The organism is Enterococcus sp. DIV1726a (assembly GCF_051710985.1).
GTDB classification, from domain to species: Bacteria; Bacillota; Bacilli; order Lactobacillales; family Enterococcaceae; genus Enterococcus_B; species Enterococcus_B hirae.
On record NZ_JBIOLS010000001.1, the window covers coordinates 2,110,402 to 2,132,430 of the forward strand.

18 protein-coding genes and 1 other annotated feature are annotated in these 22,029 nt (G+C 36.8%); of the genes, 2 read left to right on the forward strand and 16 right to left on the reverse strand.

Annotated elements, in window-relative coordinates; genetic code table 11:
• Positions 1-8: 8 nt before the first annotated feature.
• The 6 genes from IGJ27_RS09570 to IGJ27_RS09595 are packed head-to-tail and all read right to left on the reverse strand — an operon-like array spanning position 9 to position 4,751.
• Positions 9-320, reverse strand: coding sequence for a V-type ATP synthase subunit F (locus tag IGJ27_RS09570; protein ID WP_178305775.1), 312 nt, complete (start codon positions 318-320; stop codon positions 9-11).
• Positions 310-1,296 carry a V-type ATPase subunit gene (locus tag IGJ27_RS09575; protein WP_178305774.1) on the reverse strand — a complete coding sequence of 329 codons (987 nt, stop codon included), beginning with the start codon at positions 1,294-1,296 and terminating at the stop codon, positions 310-312. Before IGJ27_RS09575 ends, IGJ27_RS09570 begins: the two co-directional genes overlap by 11 nt.
• A gap of 14 nt (positions 1,297-1,310) precedes the next feature.
• The gene (ntpE, locus tag IGJ27_RS09580) at positions 1,311-1,895 is read right to left on the reverse strand and encodes a V-type sodium ATPase subunit E (RefSeq protein WP_063627423.1); all 585 of its coding nucleotides are present in this window, start codon (positions 1,893-1,895) and stop codon (positions 1,311-1,313) included.
• A 27-nt stretch (positions 1,896-1,922) separates the two neighbouring features.
• Positions 1,923-2,393 (reverse strand): V-type ATP synthase subunit K, encoded by a 471-nt coding sequence (locus IGJ27_RS09585; RefSeq protein ID WP_010738015.1) that lies wholly within the window; start codon positions 2,391-2,393, stop codon positions 1,923-1,925.
• A gap of 23 nt (positions 2,394-2,416) precedes the next feature.
• On the reverse strand, positions 2,417-4,411 hold the full coding sequence (locus IGJ27_RS09590; RefSeq protein ID WP_034699091.1) for a V-type ATP synthase subunit I: 1,995 nt from the start codon (positions 4,409-4,411) through the stop codon (positions 2,417-2,419).
• Positions 4,398-4,751, reverse strand: coding sequence for an ATPase V (locus tag IGJ27_RS09595; RefSeq protein WP_192924300.1), 354 nt, complete (start codon positions 4,749-4,751; stop codon positions 4,398-4,400). Before IGJ27_RS09595 ends, IGJ27_RS09590 begins: the two co-directional genes overlap by 14 nt.
• Before the next feature lie 107 nt (positions 4,752-4,858).
• Positions 4,859-4,907: a sequence feature (sodium ion sensor (DUF1646 type); this cis-regulatory element may regulate processes involved in with the transportation of sodium ions), on the reverse strand.
• 215 nt (positions 4,908-5,122) lie between these two features.
• Between IGJ27_RS09595 and IGJ27_RS09600 the strand changes: the two genes are divergently transcribed.
• The gene (locus tag IGJ27_RS09600; protein WP_010718644.1) at positions 5,123-5,842 is read left to right on the forward strand and encodes a gamma-glutamyl-gamma-aminobutyrate hydrolase family protein; all 720 of its coding nucleotides are present in this window, start codon (positions 5,123-5,125) and stop codon (positions 5,840-5,842) included.
• Positions 5,843-5,989: 147 nt separating this feature from the next.
• Here the strand turns inward: IGJ27_RS09600 and IGJ27_RS09605 are convergent, their stop codons facing one another.
• The 7 genes from IGJ27_RS09605 to zapA form a co-directional block, all read right to left on the reverse strand.
• Positions 5,990-7,252: an ABC transporter permease gene (locus IGJ27_RS09605; RefSeq protein ID WP_010738019.1), complete on the reverse strand. Its 1,263-nt coding sequence runs from the start codon at positions 7,250-7,252 to the stop codon at positions 5,990-5,992.
• Positions 7,245-8,144 carry an ABC transporter ATP-binding protein gene (locus IGJ27_RS09610; RefSeq protein WP_010718646.1) on the reverse strand — a complete coding sequence of 300 codons (900 nt, stop codon included), beginning with the start codon at positions 8,142-8,144 and terminating at the stop codon, positions 7,245-7,247. Before IGJ27_RS09610 ends, IGJ27_RS09605 begins: the two co-directional genes overlap by 8 nt.
• 336 nt (positions 8,145-8,480) lie before the next feature.
• Positions 8,481-10,259: an excinuclease ABC subunit UvrC gene (gene uvrC, locus IGJ27_RS09615; protein WP_126343429.1), complete on the reverse strand. Its 1,779-nt coding sequence runs from the start codon at positions 10,257-10,259 to the stop codon at positions 8,481-8,483.
• A 195-nt stretch (positions 10,260-10,454) separates the two neighbouring features.
• On the reverse strand, positions 10,455-10,769 hold the full coding sequence (trxA, locus tag IGJ27_RS09620) for a thioredoxin (protein ID WP_010718648.1): 315 nt from the start codon (positions 10,767-10,769) through the stop codon (positions 10,455-10,457).
• A gap of 85 nt (positions 10,770-10,854) precedes the next feature.
• A complete protein-coding gene (locus IGJ27_RS09625) occupies positions 10,855-13,215 on the reverse strand; it encodes an endonuclease MutS2 (protein WP_178305773.1) in 2,361 nt (786 codons plus the stop codon).
• 129 nt (positions 13,216-13,344) lie between these two features.
• Positions 13,345-13,893, reverse strand: a complete 549-nt coding sequence (locus IGJ27_RS09630; RefSeq protein ID WP_010718650.1) for a CvpA family protein — start codon at positions 13,891-13,893, stop codon at positions 13,345-13,347.
• 21 nt (positions 13,894-13,914) lie between these two features.
• Positions 13,915-14,352, reverse strand: coding sequence for a cell division protein ZapA (gene zapA / locus IGJ27_RS09635; RefSeq protein WP_010718651.1), 438 nt, complete (start codon positions 14,350-14,352; stop codon positions 13,915-13,917).
• 221 nt (positions 14,353-14,573) lie between these two features.
• On the opposite strand from zapA, the gene rnhC reads away from it, so the two are divergent.
• Positions 14,574-15,488, forward strand: coding sequence for a ribonuclease HIII (gene rnhC / locus IGJ27_RS09640; RefSeq protein ID WP_178305772.1), 915 nt, complete (start codon positions 14,574-14,576; stop codon positions 15,486-15,488).
• A 258-nt stretch (positions 15,489-15,746) separates the two neighbouring features.
• Here rnhC and IGJ27_RS09645 read toward each other — a convergent pair whose 3' ends face one another.
• The 3 genes from IGJ27_RS09645 to IGJ27_RS09655 all read right to left on the reverse strand — a co-directional run bounded on the left by IGJ27_RS09645 (position 15,747) and on the right by IGJ27_RS09655 (position 22,011).
• Positions 15,747-18,059 carry a glycosyl hydrolase family 18 protein gene (locus IGJ27_RS09645; protein WP_178305771.1) on the reverse strand — a complete coding sequence of 771 codons (2,313 nt, stop codon included), beginning with the start codon at positions 18,057-18,059 and terminating at the stop codon, positions 15,747-15,749.
• A gap of 455 nt (positions 18,060-18,514) precedes the next feature.
• Positions 18,515-21,160 (reverse strand): hypothetical protein, encoded by a 2,646-nt coding sequence (locus IGJ27_RS09650; RefSeq protein WP_178305770.1) that lies wholly within the window; start codon positions 21,158-21,160, stop codon positions 18,515-18,517.
• Positions 21,161-21,438: 278 nt separating this feature from the next.
• Complete coding sequence (locus IGJ27_RS09655) at positions 21,439-22,011, reverse strand: TetR/AcrR family transcriptional regulator (protein WP_010738025.1); 573 nt, start codon at positions 22,009-22,011, stop codon at positions 21,439-21,441.
• Between the last annotated feature and the right edge of the window lie 18 nt (positions 22,012-22,029).

Below are 22,029 nucleotides of genomic sequence, written 5' to 3' on the forward strand. Positions count from 1 at the left end.
TTTTCCTATTATAAAATATTTTGTCCAACAGCTTTTTCCACACTATTTTGGATCTCTTCTAAACCGATACCAAGGGTTCCTTGATGACTAGGAATCAAAATGATCGCAGGTGTCAATTGTCCTTTATAGCGCTCAATCGTTTCAGGGACCAGATTTGCACATTGTTCGGTGATATAGATCACACCATATTCATTCTTAGCCATCTCATCGATTGTTTCTCTTATTTCAGTCTTTGTCGTACCATGCTGTACATCAAAGCCAAATAATCGAAAAGGCGAGACAGAATCCTTGTCACCTACTACTCCGATTTTATAAGTCATAGACCTGTCTCATCCTTTCTTTTAGTTGTTCCAGTGAAAAGTAATTTCGTTTGCCAATGATCAAAAGGCGCAGATTTTTACTTTCGACTTCTTTTGCGTTCAAAAAAGCTAGTAGTGGTAACGGGCCAAACGCTTGTGTCTGTGCTACTTGATAAAAAGAACTTAAATAATCATCTTTCAATTGTTCCAAACTGACTAAATCAATCTGTTCTTCATGGATGACTTGCTTTAATAGCTCACTGTAATCTGTTGTCAGTAAAAACTGAGTAAAAGATGCCATTTCCCCACGAACAAAGGAAAGCAATGTGTCTTTCGGAATACTTCCTGAACTTGAAATAACTGTTGTCATAAAACCTGCAGAACGATGCTGCAAGATCCCTCTTGCTGTCGTGGTGATATTCGTTAAATCGATAAAAGCAATGATCTCTTCTAATAGTTCAGGGTAACCAAGCTGTTCCCCTAAGCGACGTTGCTCGGTTAGAAAACAACGGTCATAAATCACATCGATCCCTTGTAAAATAGTCGATTCTTCGCAGTATTCATGAACTTCTCGAATATAATCCATGAGACTGTCTGGCAATTCCACCGACACTTGCGTGTGAATCGCATCTTTCAACACTTCCAGCGAATAAAATCCATCATGGATGTAAAGGTGATCAAGGTTTTGCCCTGTGATCTCAGCCTTTGTCAATACTTTCAAATTATGGAAAGTGTAACGCATCGTATAGATCCAAACGATTTCCGGTTCTGGTGCAGATTCTTTCAACCACTGGAATAATTTGCTGCGTTCCAGAGAGAGATTGGCTTCAAAATCCTTGTCAAAGCCGTCATAGATATACGGCTGATAGATCGTGGATTGTAAGATTTCTCCAAGTGAATCGATCGAATCGGTTTGGATCATTTGCTCAAACGTGTCTTTTGAAATCAACTCTAATTCTCTACCACGTATCAAGGGATTTAATTCATGATACTCCATTTAACAATCCCTCCTTAGTCAAATAATTCTTTGGCAATTTCAGCACTCATCGTCTCTTGAATTTCCTTGATCAAGTGACTAAACAAAAAGTTATATTGGATACCAGCATCATCAATGATCAACCCTGCTTGTGCTTTTTCAGTAAAGTCTTCCCGGATTAATTCAAAAGGAAGTTCTTCATTCCATTCAGCGATGACCGCAGGTGTTAAGATATCCGCTGATTTTTCTCCTGGGATCAAGCGAGCTGTGCCATTGATCGGTAATGTTTGGATCATTTGCTTCATCAATGCAAGTTGTTCTTCTTTTGGTTCATTTTCTAACTGAAGCGTTGCTTCCGTGAATAAACGCTGTAAAACTTCTTGTTTCACATTTAAGATTTCTTGTTTCACTTGCATTTTTTGCTTGTTTCTCAACTGGCGATAACTTCGTTCAATTTCTTCCAGTTTACTTGCTTTTTCTTTCTGAAAATCTGCTTCGATCTGCCACTTTTTCACTTCAAATTTTTGATCGATTTCTTTGCGCTTCATTTCTTCGAATGATGCACGTTCGAGTTGTGCTGTTTCATTTATTTGAGTGATGATTTTATCAATCGCATCCACCGTCATTCCTCCTTATAAGCTAGGCTATTACGCATTTAAGACCAGTAAGAAAGAAATAACGAAACCTAAGATGGCATATGTTTCAACCATCGCAGCAAAAATGATCCCTTTCGTTGCATGCTCAGGTTTTTTCGCTAGAATTTGAATACCAGCTGCTGCAACCTTCCCTTGAGCGATCCCTGAGAATAAACCAGTAAAGGCAATCGGTAAGGAAGCCCCTAAGAAGTTCAATCCTTGAACGACAGACATATCACTGCCTAAGTTGATAAAAATCAAGAAGGCGATAACGAAACCGTATAAGCCTTGGGTACCTGGAAGTAATTGTAAAATTAACGCTTGTCCGAATTTTTCTGGTTGACTGGTCGTCAATGCTGCTGCCGCTTCCCCAGTCATTCCAACGCCTTTAGCAGACCCGATTCCTGAAAAAATCGTTGCTGTTGCCATCGCTAATACTGCAAATACCATTCCACCATTTTGAGTAATCAAATAATCCATCATTGTATCAAATTCCTCCAATATTTCTATTTTTTCTTATGATTGATGTTGACGTATTTCTCCACCGTTTTTAGTGGTTTGAAGGAACGCCCTCCTCCAGTGTAAAACTTTCCAAAAAATTCTACATATTGTAATCTTGCGCCATGTACATAGGCACTCAAAAGTGTTAAGAACATATTCAAAGCCTGTAGGACAATGATCAATAAAATTCCGACACTAAAACGAGCAGCTGGAGGCATAAAAGCAACTAACATGTTGAAAGCTGCGGCAATACTTCCTCCAGAGATTCCCAGTGCCATTAGTCGTGTATAGCTGACTAAGTCTCCGATATAGCCAGTTAGACCATATAAATTATACGCACCTTTGGCGATCCCCTTGGCTTTTGATGAAGATTGGAAAACAGGAATGATCAAAATACATACGGCTGAAAGAACAGCTAATGCACCGCCTAAATAAACAAAGGCGTTGTTTTTAAGGATCATCGTTCCCAATAAAATCAGAATGATACCAAGCAAGATCCCTTGCCAAGCAAACCCATCATTCACGGCATCGACATATGCTTTTCGTTTGATATGTTCCTTAGCAGCAATAAATAGTCCGACTAATATTTGGATCAACCCAAAAATTACGGATAAAATCAAGATCGTGTTGACATCATCTGTAGTAGACAAAATCGGAAATGGTAAATGAATACCAAAAATTTCTTTAGGCAATGCCGCCCCAAAAAATGAGCTGTAGATAAATCCCCAGATGATCGAAGGGATCGCTAGAATCTCAAAGAATTTTGCAAAACGTTGCATTCCCCGTGGCAATACCACTAATTTTTGGAGTAAAAATGCCCCTAAAAACATCAGTAACCCATACCCGATATCCGCCACCATCATGCCAAAAAAGACGAGGTAAAACGGCATCATCCACGGCGTTGGATCAACTTCTTCATACTTTGGTAAACTATACATCTCCGTTAACATCTCAAAAGGAGCGACGATCGGGTGATTTTTTAGTTTGGTCGGTACTTCTTCAGCAATTTCATTGTCCGTTGGCTCGTCAAAGGTCAAATAGACTTCTTCACTTGCTAAGACATTTTGTAGCATGTGGATCAATTCTTGTTTTTCTTCATGATCCACCCAGCCTTGAATCAGAATCAGATAAGGAGTATGAATGATCCGGTCCTTGATTGCTTCTCGTTCAGAGCGAGCCAAGAAGATTTCTTCCGTCCATTCGAAATCTTTGATATACCCACTACAAGCTCCAATGGCTGAAGAGAGTTTCTTTTGTTGGTCCTTGATTTCCTGTAAACTTTGTTTTGCAGCAACTAACTGTTGCTGTGGTGTCCCCTCATACAGATAGTCTTCTTTAACAAATCCATAACGACTGGCGATTTCTTCCATGCGTGACTCGTCAGCTCGTAAAACAATGTAGGCAAAGTAAGTCGTTGTTGGTGAAGAGTTGATTTCTTCTAAATAGGCTTCGTTTATCTCAGCAACTTCAGCTTTAAAAGATTCAGCATTTTTAGCATTGACCGTCCCAATGACTAGCTTGGTCATTTGACTATCAAATGCTTTAGGCGCCAAATCCAGATTTTGCCAATTGAGCAACCAATTCTCTTGGTCTTCCAATTGTTGGCGTTCGTCTACCAGTTGCTCCCATTCTTCTTTCAAAAGTAAGACTTCTTCCAGCTTTTTCGAAAAAGCTTCTTCTGAATAATTTTTTTCCAAGGTGTCTAACGAAAGTTCACGCCTTTTTAAGTGTTGTTTTTTCTGACTTTTTTCGCCATGATGTTCGATAAATTGGATAGCTGTACGAATATCCGTTAATTTATAGGATAATTTCGCAAGTTCCTTGTCCTTATCGATCATCTCTGGTTCAGGAAAAAACGTCTCTACCCATTGATTGTTTTCAGATTCTTGGAACAGATCACGGATTTCTACTGCATGGAGTCCTTGAACTGCTTGCAACAAGATTTCACGATTTTTCTTATCTGAAATGAGAGTCACTTTTTCCATTTTAGTGACAGCCATTTTTTTGTTTCATCCTTTCAATGATCTCATTCGTTAAGTTCTTTTTCTTCGCTATTTCCTCTTCTTCTTTTTCTAAATATGTTTTTTCTATTTCAAGAACTTTTTGACGAAATTGTTCTAAAATCAATTCCAGTTTGTGCTGTTCGTCTTCAGTTACTTCCTCTTCATTTTTTCTTTTTTCTTTCATTAGCTTGGTTAATCGTTCTTGGAATTCTTTATTCAAATCGATTAATTCGTTATTTTTTAATTGTTCATATTGAGCAAGTTCAGCTTTGACCTGCTCTTCTTTTTTCTGATTATTCTCTTCTGCTTCTTTGATTCTTGTCAAAATTCGTGCCATTTCTGTCACAATCACTTCCCCCTTTCGATTAAAAAAGGACACATGCTCTCGTTACATTGAAAGTATGTGCCCTTTAGTTGACTAATGATGCTGAGCCCTTCAATATGTTCTTCTCACCCCTTGAAGAACGCGATCCTTGAAGCATTATGCCCAACCATTTTATTCGTGATTTAATTCTATTGTACCAAAATGACGAAAAAATTCAATAAGAACACCATATTTTTCCTCGGTAACTCTGTTTTTTTATAAGAAATTCTCATGAAAAAAATTTTTTCTTCATATGTATTCCCAAACTAGATCTATTTCAAATAGTTTTAAATTTTTTTTATTCTTGATAGAATAGAACGAATAGACGATTTGGAGGAATGTTTATGTTACCCATTATTGGAATTGCTGGAAATCAGTTGATCCGAGCGACAGATACTTTTCAAGGAAATCAAGTAACCTATACTCCCCAAGGCTTTGTCAATGCTGTGCAGCAGGCGAATGGTTTACCGATCGTTTTACCGATCTCATCCCCTAAGACTGCTTCTGCTTATATTGACCAAATCGATAAACTGATCTTAGCCGGTGGACAGGATATTTCCCCACAACTGTATCATGAACCTCCCCATCCAAAACTTTTAGAAACCAACCTTCAAAGAGATCTCTTTGAAGCAGCACTTATCAGCGAGGCACTCAAACAAAACAAACCAATTTTTGCTGTTTGTCGTGGAATGCAACTCTTAAATGTCGTGCTTGGGGGCAGTTTGTATCAAGATTTAACCACTTATCCTAAGTGGTCAGTCAAACATGAACAGCATCCAACCGCCCCACAATTTGCTACTCATGAAGTAGAGATTTTACCCGACACTCTATTACATCAGCTACTACCTGATACTTATTTGGTAAACTCTTATCATCATCAGGCGTTGAAAGAGCTGGCACCTTCATTAAAAGCCACAGCCTTTTCACCTGATGGTCTAGTGGAAGGGATTGAAAGTCTCGATAAGGATGTTCGATTGTTTGGTGTACAATGGCATCCAGAGCTGACACATTCAAGCAATCCCACTGACCAAGGATTATTTGATTTTTTTGTTCAAGAATTTTAGTCCTTAAGTGATTGGGCAACGATTTTTTTCCTTTAGAATATCCTAAAAAATGCTGGCGTTATTTCGTAGATCAACCGAAATAACGCCAGCATTTAGTTTTTCATTTACCATTTTGTTGTGCCGATACTGCTTTTAATAGTCAGTCGGTTAGGATTTCTTACGTTCATTTCTCATAATTGAAAGTGACTGTTTCAATGAACTCCATAAGCCACCTTCACTATAAACAAGAACATTTGATTTATACATATTCGCTGAGAAGAACATTAGCAGGAATGTGACAATGATTAACACTACAAGTGAAATCAATACACTAGTCATTCCAACTGTCTCATTCGCCAATCGAATCGGCATAATATAAGAAGAAAGGAACGGAATATAGGACGTGATCCGAATCACGATATTGTTTGGATCAGATGCGCCTAAGATCAACCCAAGCATATAGCCACCTAAAGAAAGATAAGTAACTGGTAAAATCGCTTTTGCTGTATCTTCTGCTTTGTTGACTAATGATCCACATAAAGCCGCTAAAACGGAGAAGATCAAGATACCAAAGAACATAAACAACAATGCGTACCATAAAAATGGTCCGATGATCTTATCTAGTGAAATATTCTCTATGATACTTTTTACAAAATCCATATGTTTAAATTGTTGGAATCCCACAGTCAAGATCACACCGTATAGAGCCATCTGCGTTAAAGCAACTAACAAGACACCAGTCAATTTACCATAAAAATGTTTTTGAGCTGTCGTACTTGATAAAATGACTTCCATGATTCGAGTTCCCTTTTCAGAAGCAATTTCTTGCGCGATGATTTGTGAATAAGTCAGGATAATGATAAATAAGATAATGGTTGCTGCATAACTAATCGCATATTGTACGCCAGAATTATCTTCTCCAACTTTCATTTTGTTATTACTATCAAAACTTACTTTTTGTCTAGTCAAACTTGCTGGTTGACTAAGACTAGCTACTTCTTCAGGAGAAAGTCCCAGTTGGCTAGCTCGCAATAGTGATTGCAACCCAGTTAATTGCTGTTGGATCAACAATTGTGTACTTTGTCCTAACGAATTTTCACTGTAAAGTTGACCTTTTAGCTGATCGTTTTCGACCGTGACGACTAAATAGGCATCAATTTTTTCATCGGCTAATTCTTTTTGAGCTTGTGTTTGCGAATCAACCGCTTGAAAGCTGAACTCATCGGTTTTTACTTGTTCAAGCTGTTGCGTTACTTGTTGATTTTCGGACAATACACCAATTTTATTGATCTCACTGTTTTGCTGAGCAAAATTGCCTGCTAAATAAACGATTCCTATCATAATGAATGGCACTAAGATCATAATCAAGAAAGAGATGGATTTGACATTTTTTAAATAGACATCTTTTGTAATGATCCAAAATTTACGCATCAATCTCACCTGCTTTCATTTTGAATATCTCTTCTAAGGTAGGCGGTTGTTGATTGAACATTGGAATATAGCCAAATTGTGTTGCTCGGGTAAAGATTTCTTTTCCTACATCAGGATCGTTTAAAGTGATTTCAAGCGTTTGATCTTCATGAGTGACGACTTTTTCGACCCCTTCGATCATTGCAACTTCCTGCTGGGACAAGCCAGATTCTAAGAATAACTTTGTACGTCCAAAAGAATTTCTGATTTCATGGACTTTCCCGCTTAACACCATTTTTCCATTACGTAACATAATTAAATGATCACAGATTTTTTCAACATTATCCATATTGTGACTGGAGAAAATAACACATGAGCCATGTTCTTTTAACTCAATGATCCCGTCTTTCAGCAATTCTGCATTGACTGGGTCAAGCCCACTAAACGGCTCATCCAATATGATCAATTTAGGTTCATGGATCAACGTAGCAATCAATTGAACTTTTTGTTGATTTCCTTTAGACAATGATTTTACTTTATCGGTTTTCTTTCCTTTTACTTGGAACTTTTCCATCCAAAAATCGATTTTTGGTTCGATCTCTTTTCTTTTTTTGCCTCTCAATTCAGCAAAATACAACAATTGCTCTTGAATCGTTACTTTCGGATACAACCCACGTTCTTCAGGAAGATAGCCAATAATGTCATAGTCTTTTTCTCCCAAAGGTTGTCCATTCCATAAAACTTCCCCTTGATCCTGTGTCAAAAAATCTAAGATCAATCGAAAAGTTGTGGTTTTTCCTGCCCCGTTTTGTCCGATCAGCCCCATAATCTTTCCATCAGGTATTTGAAAAGACACATGATCAACAGCGGTATAGTCTCCAAACGTCTTAACCAAATCTTTCACTTCTAACATCGTATCACTCCTTCGTCTCCATTTCTTCTACCATATTCAGATAGTTCAGACAACTTAAATCGCATACAAATGCAAAAAATGAAATAGTCCAGAGATTCTTTATCAATTAAAGGTCCAAAGTCTATTGAAAAATGAATAGTTTAAAAAGAAAACCATTCTTTCCCACTTTTTCATTGAAACAACGACCATTTTGACATTTATTCAGTCTAGGTTGGCTATAATCATTTCCAATAGTCATCATAGCGCTTCCCGCCTCGTCGAACTAAAACGAATTCTACATCATTTGTTATACAAAAAATCATAGGACACTTTACGTGGTTTGTAAAGTGTCCTATGCTAGTTCTCATGCAATTTATCAAAAACATTTTGAGCAACATTTTTTGGTAGCCCAATTTGTTGGAGTTCTTCCATCGTCGCTGCCGTAACATTTTTCAACGATTTAAATTCTTTTAGAAGTAATTTTTTTCTTTTCGGTCCTAATCCTTCAATTTCATCCAGCTTAGAAGCAAAACTATTTTTACTTCGTAGTTGTCTATGGAATGTGATCGCAAACCGATGGACCTCATCTTGGACCCGTTGAAGTAAAAAGAACTCAGGCGAATTTCTTTCCAATGGAACCACCGAAAGTTCATTTCCAAAAAGGAGTTCATTCGTTTTATGCTTATCATTTTTAGCCATACCAGCCACTGGTATGTCGATCCCAAGTTGATTTTCTAAAACATCTTTGGCGACATCCACTTGCCCTTTCCCACCATCGATCAAAATCAAATCAGGCAAAGGGAGACCTTCTCGAATGACACGAGAATATCTTCGATAGATCACTTCTCGCATCGAAGCATAATCATCTGGTCCTGTGACCGTTTTGATTTTATATTTGCGGTATTCTTTTTTTGCTGGCTTTCCATCGATGAATACCACCATTGCCGCTACTGGATTGGTTCCCATGATATTCGAATTATCGAAGGATTCAATCCGAACAGGTGTAGGAATATTCATGGCATTCCCTAAACGTTCCACTGCCCCAATCGTTCGTTCTTGCTTTCTAGCAATCAAATCAAATCGTTCATTCAATGCAACCGTAGCATTTTTATTCGCAAGTTCTACTAATTTTTTCTTTTCACCACGTTTGGGTTGTAAAACTTTTGTGGACAACAATGCCTCCACACTCGGTTGATCGATCGTGTTAGGAATCAAGACTTCTTTAGGAATAAAATGTTCATTTTCTTGATAAAACTGCCCGATATAAGTCAGAAAATCCTCTTCTGCTTCATTATAAAAAGGAAACATCGAAACATCCCGTTCAATCAATTTCCCCTGTCTGACAAAGAATACTTGGACACACATCCAGCCTTTGTCAATGGCATAACCAAAAACATCTCGATCCACCAGATCTGTATTGGTCATTTTTTGACGAGTCATAATCGTTTCAATGGCTCGTATCTGATCGCGGTATTCTGCCGCTTTTTCAAATTCCATCTTTTCAGCAGCTTGGACCATTTTTTTGTGGATTTCTGATTCAACTTTTTCATAGCCACCATTTAAAAAGCTTTTAACTTCATCAACGATTTTCGTGTAAACTTGTGGATCAACATCAAAATAATAAGGACAAAGGCATTGTCCTAAGTGATAATACAAACACGGTTCTTTCGTTTGGCTAGGTTTACACTTGCGTAACGGAAACAACCGATCAAGGATTTTTTTGGTCTCGTTGGCTGCGCCAACATCTGGATATGGTCCAAAATAAACTGCTTTGTCTTTTAACACTTTACGTGTAATGACTAAGCGTGGGTACTTTTCGTTTGTGATTTTCAAAAAAGGATACGTTTTATCATCTTTCAACATGATATTGTATTTAGGATCATTTTTCTTGATCAAATTGATTTCTAAAAGTAAAGCTTCGATATTGGATTCTGTAACGATATATTCAAAGTCTTCGATCTCACTAACTAATCGTTCGGTTTTGGTATTATGACTACCTGTAAAGTAGGAACGGACTCTATTTTTGAGAATCTTTGCTTTCCCAACATAGATGATGGTGCCATTTTTATCTTTCATCAAGTAGCAGCCAGGTTGATCAGGAAGTAAGGCTAATTTATTTTTGATACGTTCGTTCATGAAATACTTCCTTTCAAATTTCATTGAATTAATTATAACATGTCTGTCAAAAAGAATCGTAATCGGCTCATTTGTTTCCTAGAATTGTTTGAGGGTTTAGATAAACTAGAGAAAGGTTTTACTGAAATTTGTGCTAAGGACAAAAAAACCGAGATATCAATCCATTGATTGATATCTCAGTAACATTCCAGATGTTTATAAATATTGATCGATCATTTGACGTAATTGCTCTTTCGAATGTACACCAACCGCTTTTTCAACGACTTGCCCATCTTTTTTCAACAATAATGTTGGAATACTCATAATCCCAAATTGTTGAGGCGTTTGTGGGTTTTCATCTACATCCATTTTTACGATTCGGAATTCATCTTCATCGTATTCTTCTGACAGCTGATCTAAAATTGGTGCTTGCATGCGACAAGGTCCACACCAAGTTGCCCAAAAGTCGATTAATACTAAGCCTTTATCTGTTTCTTCGTTAAATGTCGTATCTGTAACTACTTGTGACATATCAAAGACCTCCATTTTTTAGTCTAGAGTCATTATAGCACCTTTCTTGATTCGAGACGAGCCTTCTGCTTACATTTAGTAAGTTTTATTTAAATTTAACGATCGTCGCCCCATTACCGCCTTGGTTAGCAGTAGCAAATTCAAAACTTTTGACACTTCGATGATTTTTCAAGTAGTCGGTGATTCCTTGACGCAAAGCTCCGGTCCCTTTTCCATGTACGATCGTTACTTGGGGATAGCCAGCAAGGATCGCTGAATCAAGGTATTGGTCAACCTCACTCAACGCTTCTTCATAGCGTTTGCCACGAAGATCTAGTTGGTTCGACACGTGACTAGCTGATTCAGAACGTACAGCATGAATGACCCGCTGTTTTGGTTCCTTTTGTGGTGCAACGGGCGTTAATTCACTTTCAGAAACATTCATTTTTAAAATCCCGATTTCCACTTGCCATTGCTCCCCGTTTTTACGTAACAAGGTTCCTCTTTGACCATAAGTTGTCACTAAAACTTCGTCGCCTGGTTTCAATGTTTTTTGTTCTTTGGCTTTTTTCAACACTTTATTTTTTTTCAGTTGTTCTTCTTGATGTAAGTTTGCCAATTTGGTTTTCGCATCAATCAATTGGTGCTCTTTTACATTTCCTTGTCCTACTTGTTGTTGCATTTTACGAATATCTGCAATGATTTTTTCCGCATTTTCTTGTGCTTCAGAAACTAATTCATTGGCTTTTTTCTTGGCTTTTTCGATTTCTTTTTCTCGTTCTTCAAAGAAATAGCGATACGCCTCTTTTAAGTTTTCATATAACTCTTGTGCTTCATCAACGTAGTGGCGCATTTCTAAATACTCCGTTTCAGCCATTTTTCGTCGATTTTCTAAATCAGCGATCATTTCATTTAAATCTTGGCTTTCGTCATTCATTAATTGTTTGGCTTCATTGATGACTGATTGATCTAATCCTAAGCGGCTAGAGATTTCAAATGCGTTACTTCGCCCTGGTACACCAATCAACAGACGATACGTTGGACTAAGTGTATCAACGTCAAATTCCATACTTGCATTGATTGTATTCGCCCGATTGTATCCATAAACTTTTAGTTCTGGGTAGTGCGTCGTAGCCATCACATAAGCCGATTTTTTCCCAAGATCGTCTAAAATAGCAATCGCTAAAGCTGCCCCTTCTTGGGGATCTGTTCCTGCACCTAATTCATCAAACAAGACTAAACTTTTTTCATTCACATGTGCTAAGATATCAACGGTGTTTGTCATATGGGAAGAAAATGTTGAGAGACTTTGCTCGATGGATTGTTCATCACCAATGTCAGCAAATACTTCCTCAAAAATACCGATTTGACTTTCTTCATCTACAGGGATCGGTAAACCCGATTGCCCCATCAATTGTAACAATCCTAAAGTTTTTAAAGTGATCGTCTTTCCTCCAGTATTTGGACCAGTAATCACGATCGCTTGGTACTCTTTCCCAATACTGATATCATTAGCCACCACTTTTTCTTGATCAATCAACGGATGTCTTGCTTGTTTTAAAATGACATGATTTTCTACACTGATTGCAGGAACGATGGCTTTCAGTTCTTTCCCAAAACGTGCTTTGGCGTTCATCAAATCTAGTTTACCGATCACGTATGCGTTATGAATGATTTCATGTCGATGAGGAACCAGTTCAGCAGAAAGTTCACTTAAAATACGTTGGATCTCATTACGCTCTGCAATTTGATACTGTCTCAAGCGATTATTTAATTCAACGATCTGTTTTGGTTCAACGAATAATGTTTGCCCAGAAGCACTTTGATCATGGACTACCCCACCAAAGACACCCCGGTATTCTTGCTTGACAGGAATCACATAGCGATCATTTCGCATGGTAATGATCGTATCACTTAAGTATTTGGCGTTTTTCCCCCGAACAATGCCATCTAGTTGTTCTCTTACCGTTTGTTCACTTCGACGAATATTTTGACGAATGATTTTTAATTCAGGGGAAGCATCATCTGTTACTCGCCCATCTTCATCGATCGACTCTTTTAAACGTCGATTCAATTCGGGGATCGTCACCAATTGTTCTGCCCAGAAATAAAGACGTAAAAATTCAATTTCGCTATCTGCTAAATCAGCAAAGAATCGTTTTAATTCACTTGTAGTCGATAAAACACGCGCAACTTGCGCTAATTCGAGTCCATTTAAATCAGCACCGATCTCAATTCGTTTCATATGAGGTCGAATGTTTTCTAACTTAGGAATAGGGATTCCCCCACGTAACCTTTGAACTTTTAAGCCATCTTCTGTTTCTGCTAACCAATCTGTTAATTTCTCTTGTTGGTTGATCGGCACTAACTTTGCGAGTTCTTCTGTTCCTTGCGCAGTTACCACAAACTGACGAACAAGCTGTTTCACTTTTTCAAATTCTAATGTTTCTAGGATTCGATTATTCACGTTATCACCCTAACTTTCACTAAAAGAAGTTGTCACATTTCGCATTGACTCATTGGTCTTTGCTGTCCTGTCACAACTTCGTTTTTTTCTTTCACTACTTACTGTTACACTTTTACAAAAAATTTTTGATTAGTTTATCACATTCGTTATCCATAAATCATGGATTTTATTGGTTAGAAATGGTGTCTGCTCTACGATAAAGCGGGCAAGACTATTTCCACTAAATTGTTTTTGAACGATATCTACTGGCACAAAAGTCAATAAACTCAAGAGCAAAAATATCGTGACATAGGCAACGATTAAAGATAAGATGCCTCCCGCAAGCCAATCGACTTGTTTTAGGATCGGAATATAGGTCAAGCTATGAACAAAAATCCCGATAAAACGAGTAAGCAATCCTCCGATAAATAAAATCAGCAAAAAGGCGACTCCTGCATAAAAAGCTTCATCTAATCTGAAAGAAAATGTCTGATCAAAAAAGACCATTTGGGAATTAGATGTTACCGCAGGATAAGGAATATATAATTCCAGACGACTTGCTAGATCCTTATAAAAGTGCTGTGCTGCCATAAAAGACAAGATATAACCGATCGTATAAACGACCTGCATAGAGAATCCTCGTCGCGCACCTGAAAAAAATGCAAGCAGCAAGATAAATAAAATCAAAAGACTTAACATGTCTTGTTCCTTTCTCTTTCATCAATTTGAAGATTTTTGTTTGATTTGACCTTTTCTTTTTTCATTTAAAATTTGTTGGGCTTCCACATGATTCTTGATTTCTCGATCTGCTTGTCCGTTTTCTTTCAACACTTCTCGTGCTTCGTTTTCAATCGCTTCAATTCTTTTGATTCGATTTTCCATTTCCACAAATTTGATCATTTTTTTCTTTAAATCTGCTACTTCTTTTTCAAGTTCGAGATTTCTTTCTTGCTTCTTCAATTGATCCGAGAGCGCATTGACAGCCATTAAGATCGCTGCTTGTTCATTATCGATTTGCGGAGACAAATCCTTCAATTCTTTTAGTTGTTCATTGATCAAATTTGTCACGATATCCATATGGTGCTTTGTTTCACGTCCAATAATCGTGTAAGTTTGGTCGGCAATCACTGCTTTATAGCGTGTTTTTTCGTGCGCCATCCGAATCATTTCCCCCTATTGATAAAATTATTATCTAGTGTACCATGAAATTAATGATTTAACAGTTGTACACAAATTTTCTTATATTTACCTTATCATTATATGATAAACTTTGAAAAAATGCTATGTCTCGTCCCCAACTGAACGACAAGGAACTATTGAGGGATCTTTCATCTAACAAGCATCTAAATTTATTAATTTAACTAAAATGGAGGTACATAATGAGTAATATTATCATCAAAGTAACGACTGCCCAAATGGAAAAAATGAAACAAGCTTATCTTTCTTATCTTTTACCTAAAAAAATTCCTTATACCGTATTTGCTGCTAAAAAAAATGGCACGACCATCACTGCATACACCTCAGGAAAAGTCATGTTCCAAGGTGCAAATGCCGAAAAAGAAGCAAGTCAATGGGGAAAGGCAGCTTCAGCAAAACCCAAAGCTGGAAAAACAGCTGCATCTTTGCCTAAGAACATCGAATCTTTATCTGTATTAGGAAGTGATGAAGTGGGAAATGGGAGTTACTTCGGTCCATTGACAGTTTGTGCTGCTTACGTGGCCAAGGAGCAACTAACACAACTAAAAAAACTAGGCGTTCGTGATTCAAAAGAATTAAAAGATCCTCAAATCATTCAATTGGCTAGTATCTTGAAGAAGACGATCCCTTATCAACTTTTAGTACTCGATCCTAAAAAATATAACGAGATCCAACCGAAATACAATGCTGTGCGTATGAAAGTTGCTTTGCATAATCAAGCGATCCATTTACTGCTGAAAAAAATTGCTCCTGTCAAACCAGAGGCAATCTTGATCGATCAGTTTACACCAGAAAGCAATTATAAAAAGTATGTCCGTTTGGAAAAAAATCAAGTGCAAGAAAAACTCTATTTTGTGACCAAAGGAGAACAATACCACTTAGCGGTAGCTGCGGCATCGATCATCAGCCGAGCAAGTTTTCTAGAAGAATTAGCTAAAGAATCAGCAGAGATCGGTCTAGAGTTACCTTCTGGCGCTGGAACAAAGTCGGATCGAATAGCTGCAAAAATCATTGAACAAGGTGGCGTTGATTTGTTAGCAAATTATGCAAAATTACATTTTGCGAATACTGAAAAAGCAAAAAAAATGAGTTTATGATATCCCTTTAACGCTTTATTCTAAAGATAATAAATGTTGTTTCAGAAGTCATTCTATAGGAATGAAGTGTTGAAGCAGTGAATAAAATCCCTCTTAAAACAGGCGTTACCACTCGTTTACCCTTAAGAGCATAGCCTGATCTTTTAGATAGCATAAAAACTCCCATCACAGTAGAATAGAACTTTTTTCCACTGCGATGGGAGCCAATAGTCCCAAACGTTAAAACTTAGTATGTTTTACCCATTAATAACCAGCAATTTAATCAATCAACTCCCAAGGTCCCCATTGTTCAGTACCTGGTTCTTCCCCGCTTGTCCACCATTTCGCTTGATAGTTTTGCCCTTTATGAGACACCTTATCACCAGCTTTGTAAATATTTGTAGCACTCCATGCTTCATATTTTGATGAAGATGTGCTATCTAGTGTTGTTACACTCAAAGGTTGACTGTGTTCTGAAACATTACCAGAATGATCAAACGCTTTTACAGTATAAGTGTACGTTGACCCAGCAATTAAATTTTTGTCAATATAATTGGTAGTAGCTGTTTGACCAACTTGTTGTCCGTCACGATAAACATAATAACCTGCTACTCCTTTATTATCCGTCGAAGCGGTCCAGTTCAACGTCACGCTTGTCTCTGTTACATTTGAAGCTGTCAGATCAGTCGGAATAGATGGTGATTCTTTATCTTCTGGATCTGGTGTTGGCGTTGGTGTTGGATTAGTTGAATCCTCTCCATAAATCGTTTGTTGCGAGATATCTATACCGGCTTTTGTAATTCTTTGTGCTAGATTTATAGAAGCAATGTGATCAACGGATACATCAGTTGCATTTGATTTTAATCTAAACGTATATATCTCCCCTGGTTTAAGCTCTTTTCCTTCATAAACCCCACTCAAATCGATCGTCACCGTTCCATTTGAGGTTGAAACCTCGCCTGCTTTGTAATCACCACTACTAAGAATCTCATTTGAATTCAACGCTAAAGTGTATCGTGGTAATTTAATTGTCTTGTGAGAAGATTCAATAGCTGATAAAACGTCCGAATTTTCATTTAGCGTTTCTTTATTTTTGATGACTAATTCATACCCTTTTGAACTATTTTCAGAATAAGTAGAAATCCCTACCTCGACATTTAGATCACTTGATACAATTTTATGCTCTGGAAGTTTTTCTGTACCAAACAACCCATTTTTGATTGCTTTGGTCAGTTCATCTCTTTTCGTACTCGTTGTTGGCTTATCTTGCGATTGCATCCAAGAGATTACACCACCTAATTCATGCTCTTTCACATATTGCGTTTTGTAATTAATTGATTTTACATTGTCATAGGTAAAGAACTCTTTTGAAACTTCGCTGTATAAAAATGGTGCTTTGGCTGTATCATCCCAATATTCTTTTAGAGTCGGGATTTTAGTTTTTAATTCATCAATGTTTCGGTAGGACCAAACTCCACCTGCTCGGCCACCATCCCCAAGTGCCAGAGAATGTTCATTGTCCGCACCATATGTCGGCGTTTGGTCTGCATCTTTATTGCTTTTTTCAGCAGGTTGGAATAATCCAGGAGTATTTGGGTCTGTCCCTTTAGCTACTTCATTCCACCCACGAGTATAGAAAGCTGCGCCGATAACGATTTTTTCTGAAGGAGCCCCATGTTCTTTCAAAAAGCGAACGGTCTGATCAACGGACAACCCATTTGCATAGTTCGGGTCGTTAGGATTACCATAAAGTGCAGTATGATGACCACTTGTTGCACTCCAAGCACCATTCATGTCATAAGTCATCATATTCGCAAAGTCAACTACTTCAAATAGTTGTTTGATGTCAATTCCCTTGTCCAACATTCCTTGGGACGCAGGTAATGCTACAGAAAGTTCATAAGTCTTACCTAATTCCACTCCTTGTTTATCGATCGCCGCTCGAATATCTTTTAATAGTAAAATATAATTTTCTTTATCCTCTGGTTTTGCGTTAGGTGTTCCTTCATCATTTTTGTTGTCGACACGATCAGGCTCACGAACATCTGCTGGATATTCCCAATCAATATCAACGAAATCCATGTTGGTATATTTTAAGAATTTAGTAATGTTTTCCACTAATTTTTTTCGTTTCGCAGGACTAGCTGCAACTTCAGAAAAATCACCCGATTTTGACCAACCACCTAATGACACGCCAATTTTTAAGTTTTTATTTTGTCCACGCAAATTTTGAAGCGCATTCAACAAACCAGAAGCAGCATTTCCCCATCCGACTTCTGCTTCACCTGCTGGTACACCTACAGCGGCTTCTTTATCTGTAAATTTCAACTCACCATTACTATCAAAATCTAAAAAGGCATAATTTAAATGCGTCAATTGGTCTGCGGCAATATCTTTAGGATAAAATTCTTGTTCTCCTCCCCAAATCGACCAATCACCATAATACATCACATTACGATAAGACGCTTTTTTTGTAATTTCCTGTGCTTCTTCAGCATGCACATGTTCTTTGTGGCTGAATAATGGCGTTGTCAGAGAAATAACAGAAGAAAATAACATTGCTGCCAAACTAATTTTTTTAAACTTTTTCATTTTTAACCCTTCCCCTCTTTTCCTATACGAACTCCCCTAATAAAACTTATTATCCATAAAATAAATCAGTTATTTTTAATAAACCAACCTCCTAAAAAACAAAAAATGATAACCCTTACAAAACAAGGTTAACATTATCTTATCAAAGCATCAAATGATTTGATATTTTTGTATTGCATATTAACATTTATATATTTATAGTTATCTAAAATAACTAATAAATATCCCTATTCTCTTATCTCTTTTCCATCTTTTTTTACTGCTTTATTTAAAATAACTTTTATTTTTTATTTTTATATTTATAAAAGAACAAAAAAAGCATTCCACCAAAATAAATTGGACAAAATGCTGCGAATCTTTTTATGTATGATTTGTTCATTTTTGAATGTATCCTCTTAGAGTTGGATCTTCCTGATTCTTTTCGTTTCATCATTAACATTTAACTGAAAACTTTTTCAACGAAATTGACGATCATATTTAATCTGCGATTCCTGCTCTCTAAAACAATTTAATGTACGTAAGTATCGTTTAGCCGATTTTAAATGTTCAGCTAGTGGTTTTTTTTCTCCAAGATAAGTATAATAATTAGCTAACACGACTCTTTTTACCTCGTCTTTAGTAATGGTCTCTAACTTTAGCTTTTTGATGGTTTCTTTTGCAATTTTGACTGGCATTTTTTGTAAGAAAAAGTAATTGACCAGCGCATGTATATGTCCCCCCTTGGATCGGTTCTCTTTGATTAACTCATCACAACGTTTCCTTATGTCCCTTTTCCCTTTGTTGATCTCATCTGCTGAGAGTTTACCATCAAAAATCGGTGGAAATAATGGAATCTCATAACGATCACTTAATCGATTACTGATTCTTCTACTTGCACCTATGGAAATCAATGTATTTTCTATTTCTTTCCTTTGCCAGAGCCAATCATCCTTTTTTTGTACGATATGATCACAATACTTCTCAATGATGCTCACCTTTAATGCATCTGAAGAAACGGGCAAAGGAAAATCAAACGCATCAATCACATGGAGTGTTTCCTTTAGTGGTCTCTCTGTAAATAATAGAAAATGAACAATAGCCTTCATTCCTTTTCCATTACCTAAATCCTTTAAAAAAGATTGACAACGATTCAACTGTCCAGATAAACGTCCAGCTTTGGGGAATAACTCTTCATTTACATGGTTATTGATCAACGTGACTAATTCTTGATTCGCTCCCCTTAAGGCAAGGGCATTTTCACTTGATTTTTTCCACTCAATGAGCCCTAATTTATTAAAAGATGCTTGGCACTCCTTAACAAGTCTTACTTCTTCTTTGATAGTCAAATAACTATTATCAAGAACAACATTTACTTTTGAAGGGATTTTTGTAAAAATTTCCTCAAGAACATCTGGAGGCAGCTCTTGAAGCACGAGATAATTCCGTGTTGCCAATGGCTCAAAATGTTCACAACGTTGGACTACTTCGTCAATGAGTTTTTGAGACGACTTCATCTTCAAAGAAGGAAGCAAGGTGACATTTAGTATCTTACTCAATTGATCGATCTGCGTTCGATTCATTCCTCGTAAAACAAGATATTCCTCACATTTTTTCTTTCCAACAGTTCCCTCAGATCCTATCAACATCGATTGGCACTTGTACACTTCCTCGAATTGTTTCTGTAAATAAAATTTATTGATAGTTTTAGGAAACCTTAGATCTCTAAAAATTTTATCAACATACTTGGGCGCTGTATTTTGTAACAATAAGTATTTTTGAATCGCTACAAAGCCTTTTTTTGGCCCTAAGTCTTCTAAAAAAGAATTGCACCGATCAACTAATGTGCTAATTGCCCCTCTTTTAGTCATATCTATCATTGGGAATATTGATTGATCGATGTATTCATTCATTTGATGAAGCTGTTGTAAACTAGGATAAGTTAAAATAAAATAATTCTCGAATTTTTTTCTGCCCATTTCTGATCCTAATTCTCGAACAAATTGGCTATATTTTATATATCTAGTTAAACAAAAATGGAAATTTTTTCGATCCTCATCATTCATAGAATCTTTTATTCGCTCTATGACTTCGATATTGATTGCAGGAGGGAAATCTTCTAACATAAGGTAATTATTGACTGATTTAACTCCATTTACTTTGTTTGGATACCAGTAATTTAAAAAACTTTGGCAATATTTGACTGCTTTAGTTATTTTCTCCTCCTTTGATAAAGGTTCATCTTTCAAGGAAGGCAATAAATTGATGTTTAAAATTTCTCCTATCCGATTGAAAAATTTACGATCTACTCCTTGTAGAACTAGCCGATTTTCTACTTCTGTTGCCCCCATATTATTATAATAGAGCGTTGTAACGAGAAGATTTTTATACTCTTTTTGATTGATTGTCTTGGGTAATTGAACTTCATTAAGTATATCCTTCGCTCTGTCTGCTGATGTATTTTGCAACAATAAATAATTTTGAACAGCTAATAATCCTTCTATCTCACCGAAATCCTCTAAAAAAGCATTACATCTTTTGGCTGTCAAAGTAATTTGTTTAGAATATCCGGAATTCTTCCATGTAGGAAACAAAAATTCTCCAATTGTTGCACTTATTTTGTTGTATTCAGATCGAGGAAGTTCATTTAAAATGAGTTGATTTTCAATTGCTTTTATCCCTTCATTTGTGCCATATTTGATCAATGTTTCATTGAACTTTTTATGTAATTGTTTTTTCTTTTCTATCTTTTTAAAAAATCCATGTTTGTTCACAGTTCCCTTAAAAACTAGTCCTTCAACAATTTCTTTAGTCAATTCTGGACTCAGGTCATGTAACACAAGATAATTTGTAATAGCTTTTTTTCCTATCGCACTATTAAAAACATTTAGCAGCGATTGACAGTATTGAGTGGCTTCGTTAACTATCTCTTGCTGGGTTTTATCCTTAAATATTGGTAAGAAATCCATCTTCTTGATTTGACTGACTGTATCTATAGACTTTCGATTTGCCCCTTCCACTAATAAATGGTGTTCGATACTTCGTTTTTCATCTATCTCTTTGATTTTCTCTAATAAATAGCAAACATAACTATCCCTATCTAAATAGAACAAAGTTCTTTTCATTTCTCTTTCCCTTCTCGTTTATTCATTGAGCTTAAGTATAAAGTGGAAAATAGGGAGAAACGTTCCTTTTTTTTCAAAAAAAAAAATTTATTGAAATCCCCTAATAGAAAAGCCGCTTCAACTAACGAATGAATCCCATCGGCAACATCAACACAAAAAAACGGTGTGCAAGTGTTCGTTCTTTGAAATGGATCTGATGTTTTGGAGACAAATAGTGTCTCCAAAGCATCAGATCCATCCAATCGAACGGAGCTTACACAACCGTTATTCGTCTCAAGCTAAACAATAACCCCATTTAAGTATAGATCGATCAAAGTCGCCACATCAAAAGGCTGTTCCTCTGAATGACCAGATTCAGTAATATAAGGGGCTAGCAAAAGGAAAAAATGTTTCGCTGCCAGTTCCTGTGTGACGTTTTTTCGTAATAGTTGTTGATGATTGGCAAAAATCTTTTCAAAAGGTTCCCGATAATTCTTTTTCCATAAACAAAACAAATGATTTCTTGTTTCAGCTGAAAGATTGAGCTTCAAATCATGCAGCATCATAAACAAATCAATGAGATGGGTTTCGATAAGATATTCAGCCATCTTAGTCAACGTTTGTTGAAAATCATCGGCACCCGTTGCGGCGATCTTCCTCAAATCGTCCCCTACTGTTTTCAAATGTTGTTCCAGAACTGCCTGGTAAAGTTTTTCTTTGTCACTAAAGTAATGATAAAGATTGGGTTGGGTAATCCCGGCGTTCTTAGCAATTTCACGAGTAGACGTGCCGAGATAGCCTTTTGACATAAACAAATGATTGGCTTCATGTAAAATCTTTTTTTGCGTGTCTTTGTTATAGCGATGAACCACATACACACCTTCTTTTTA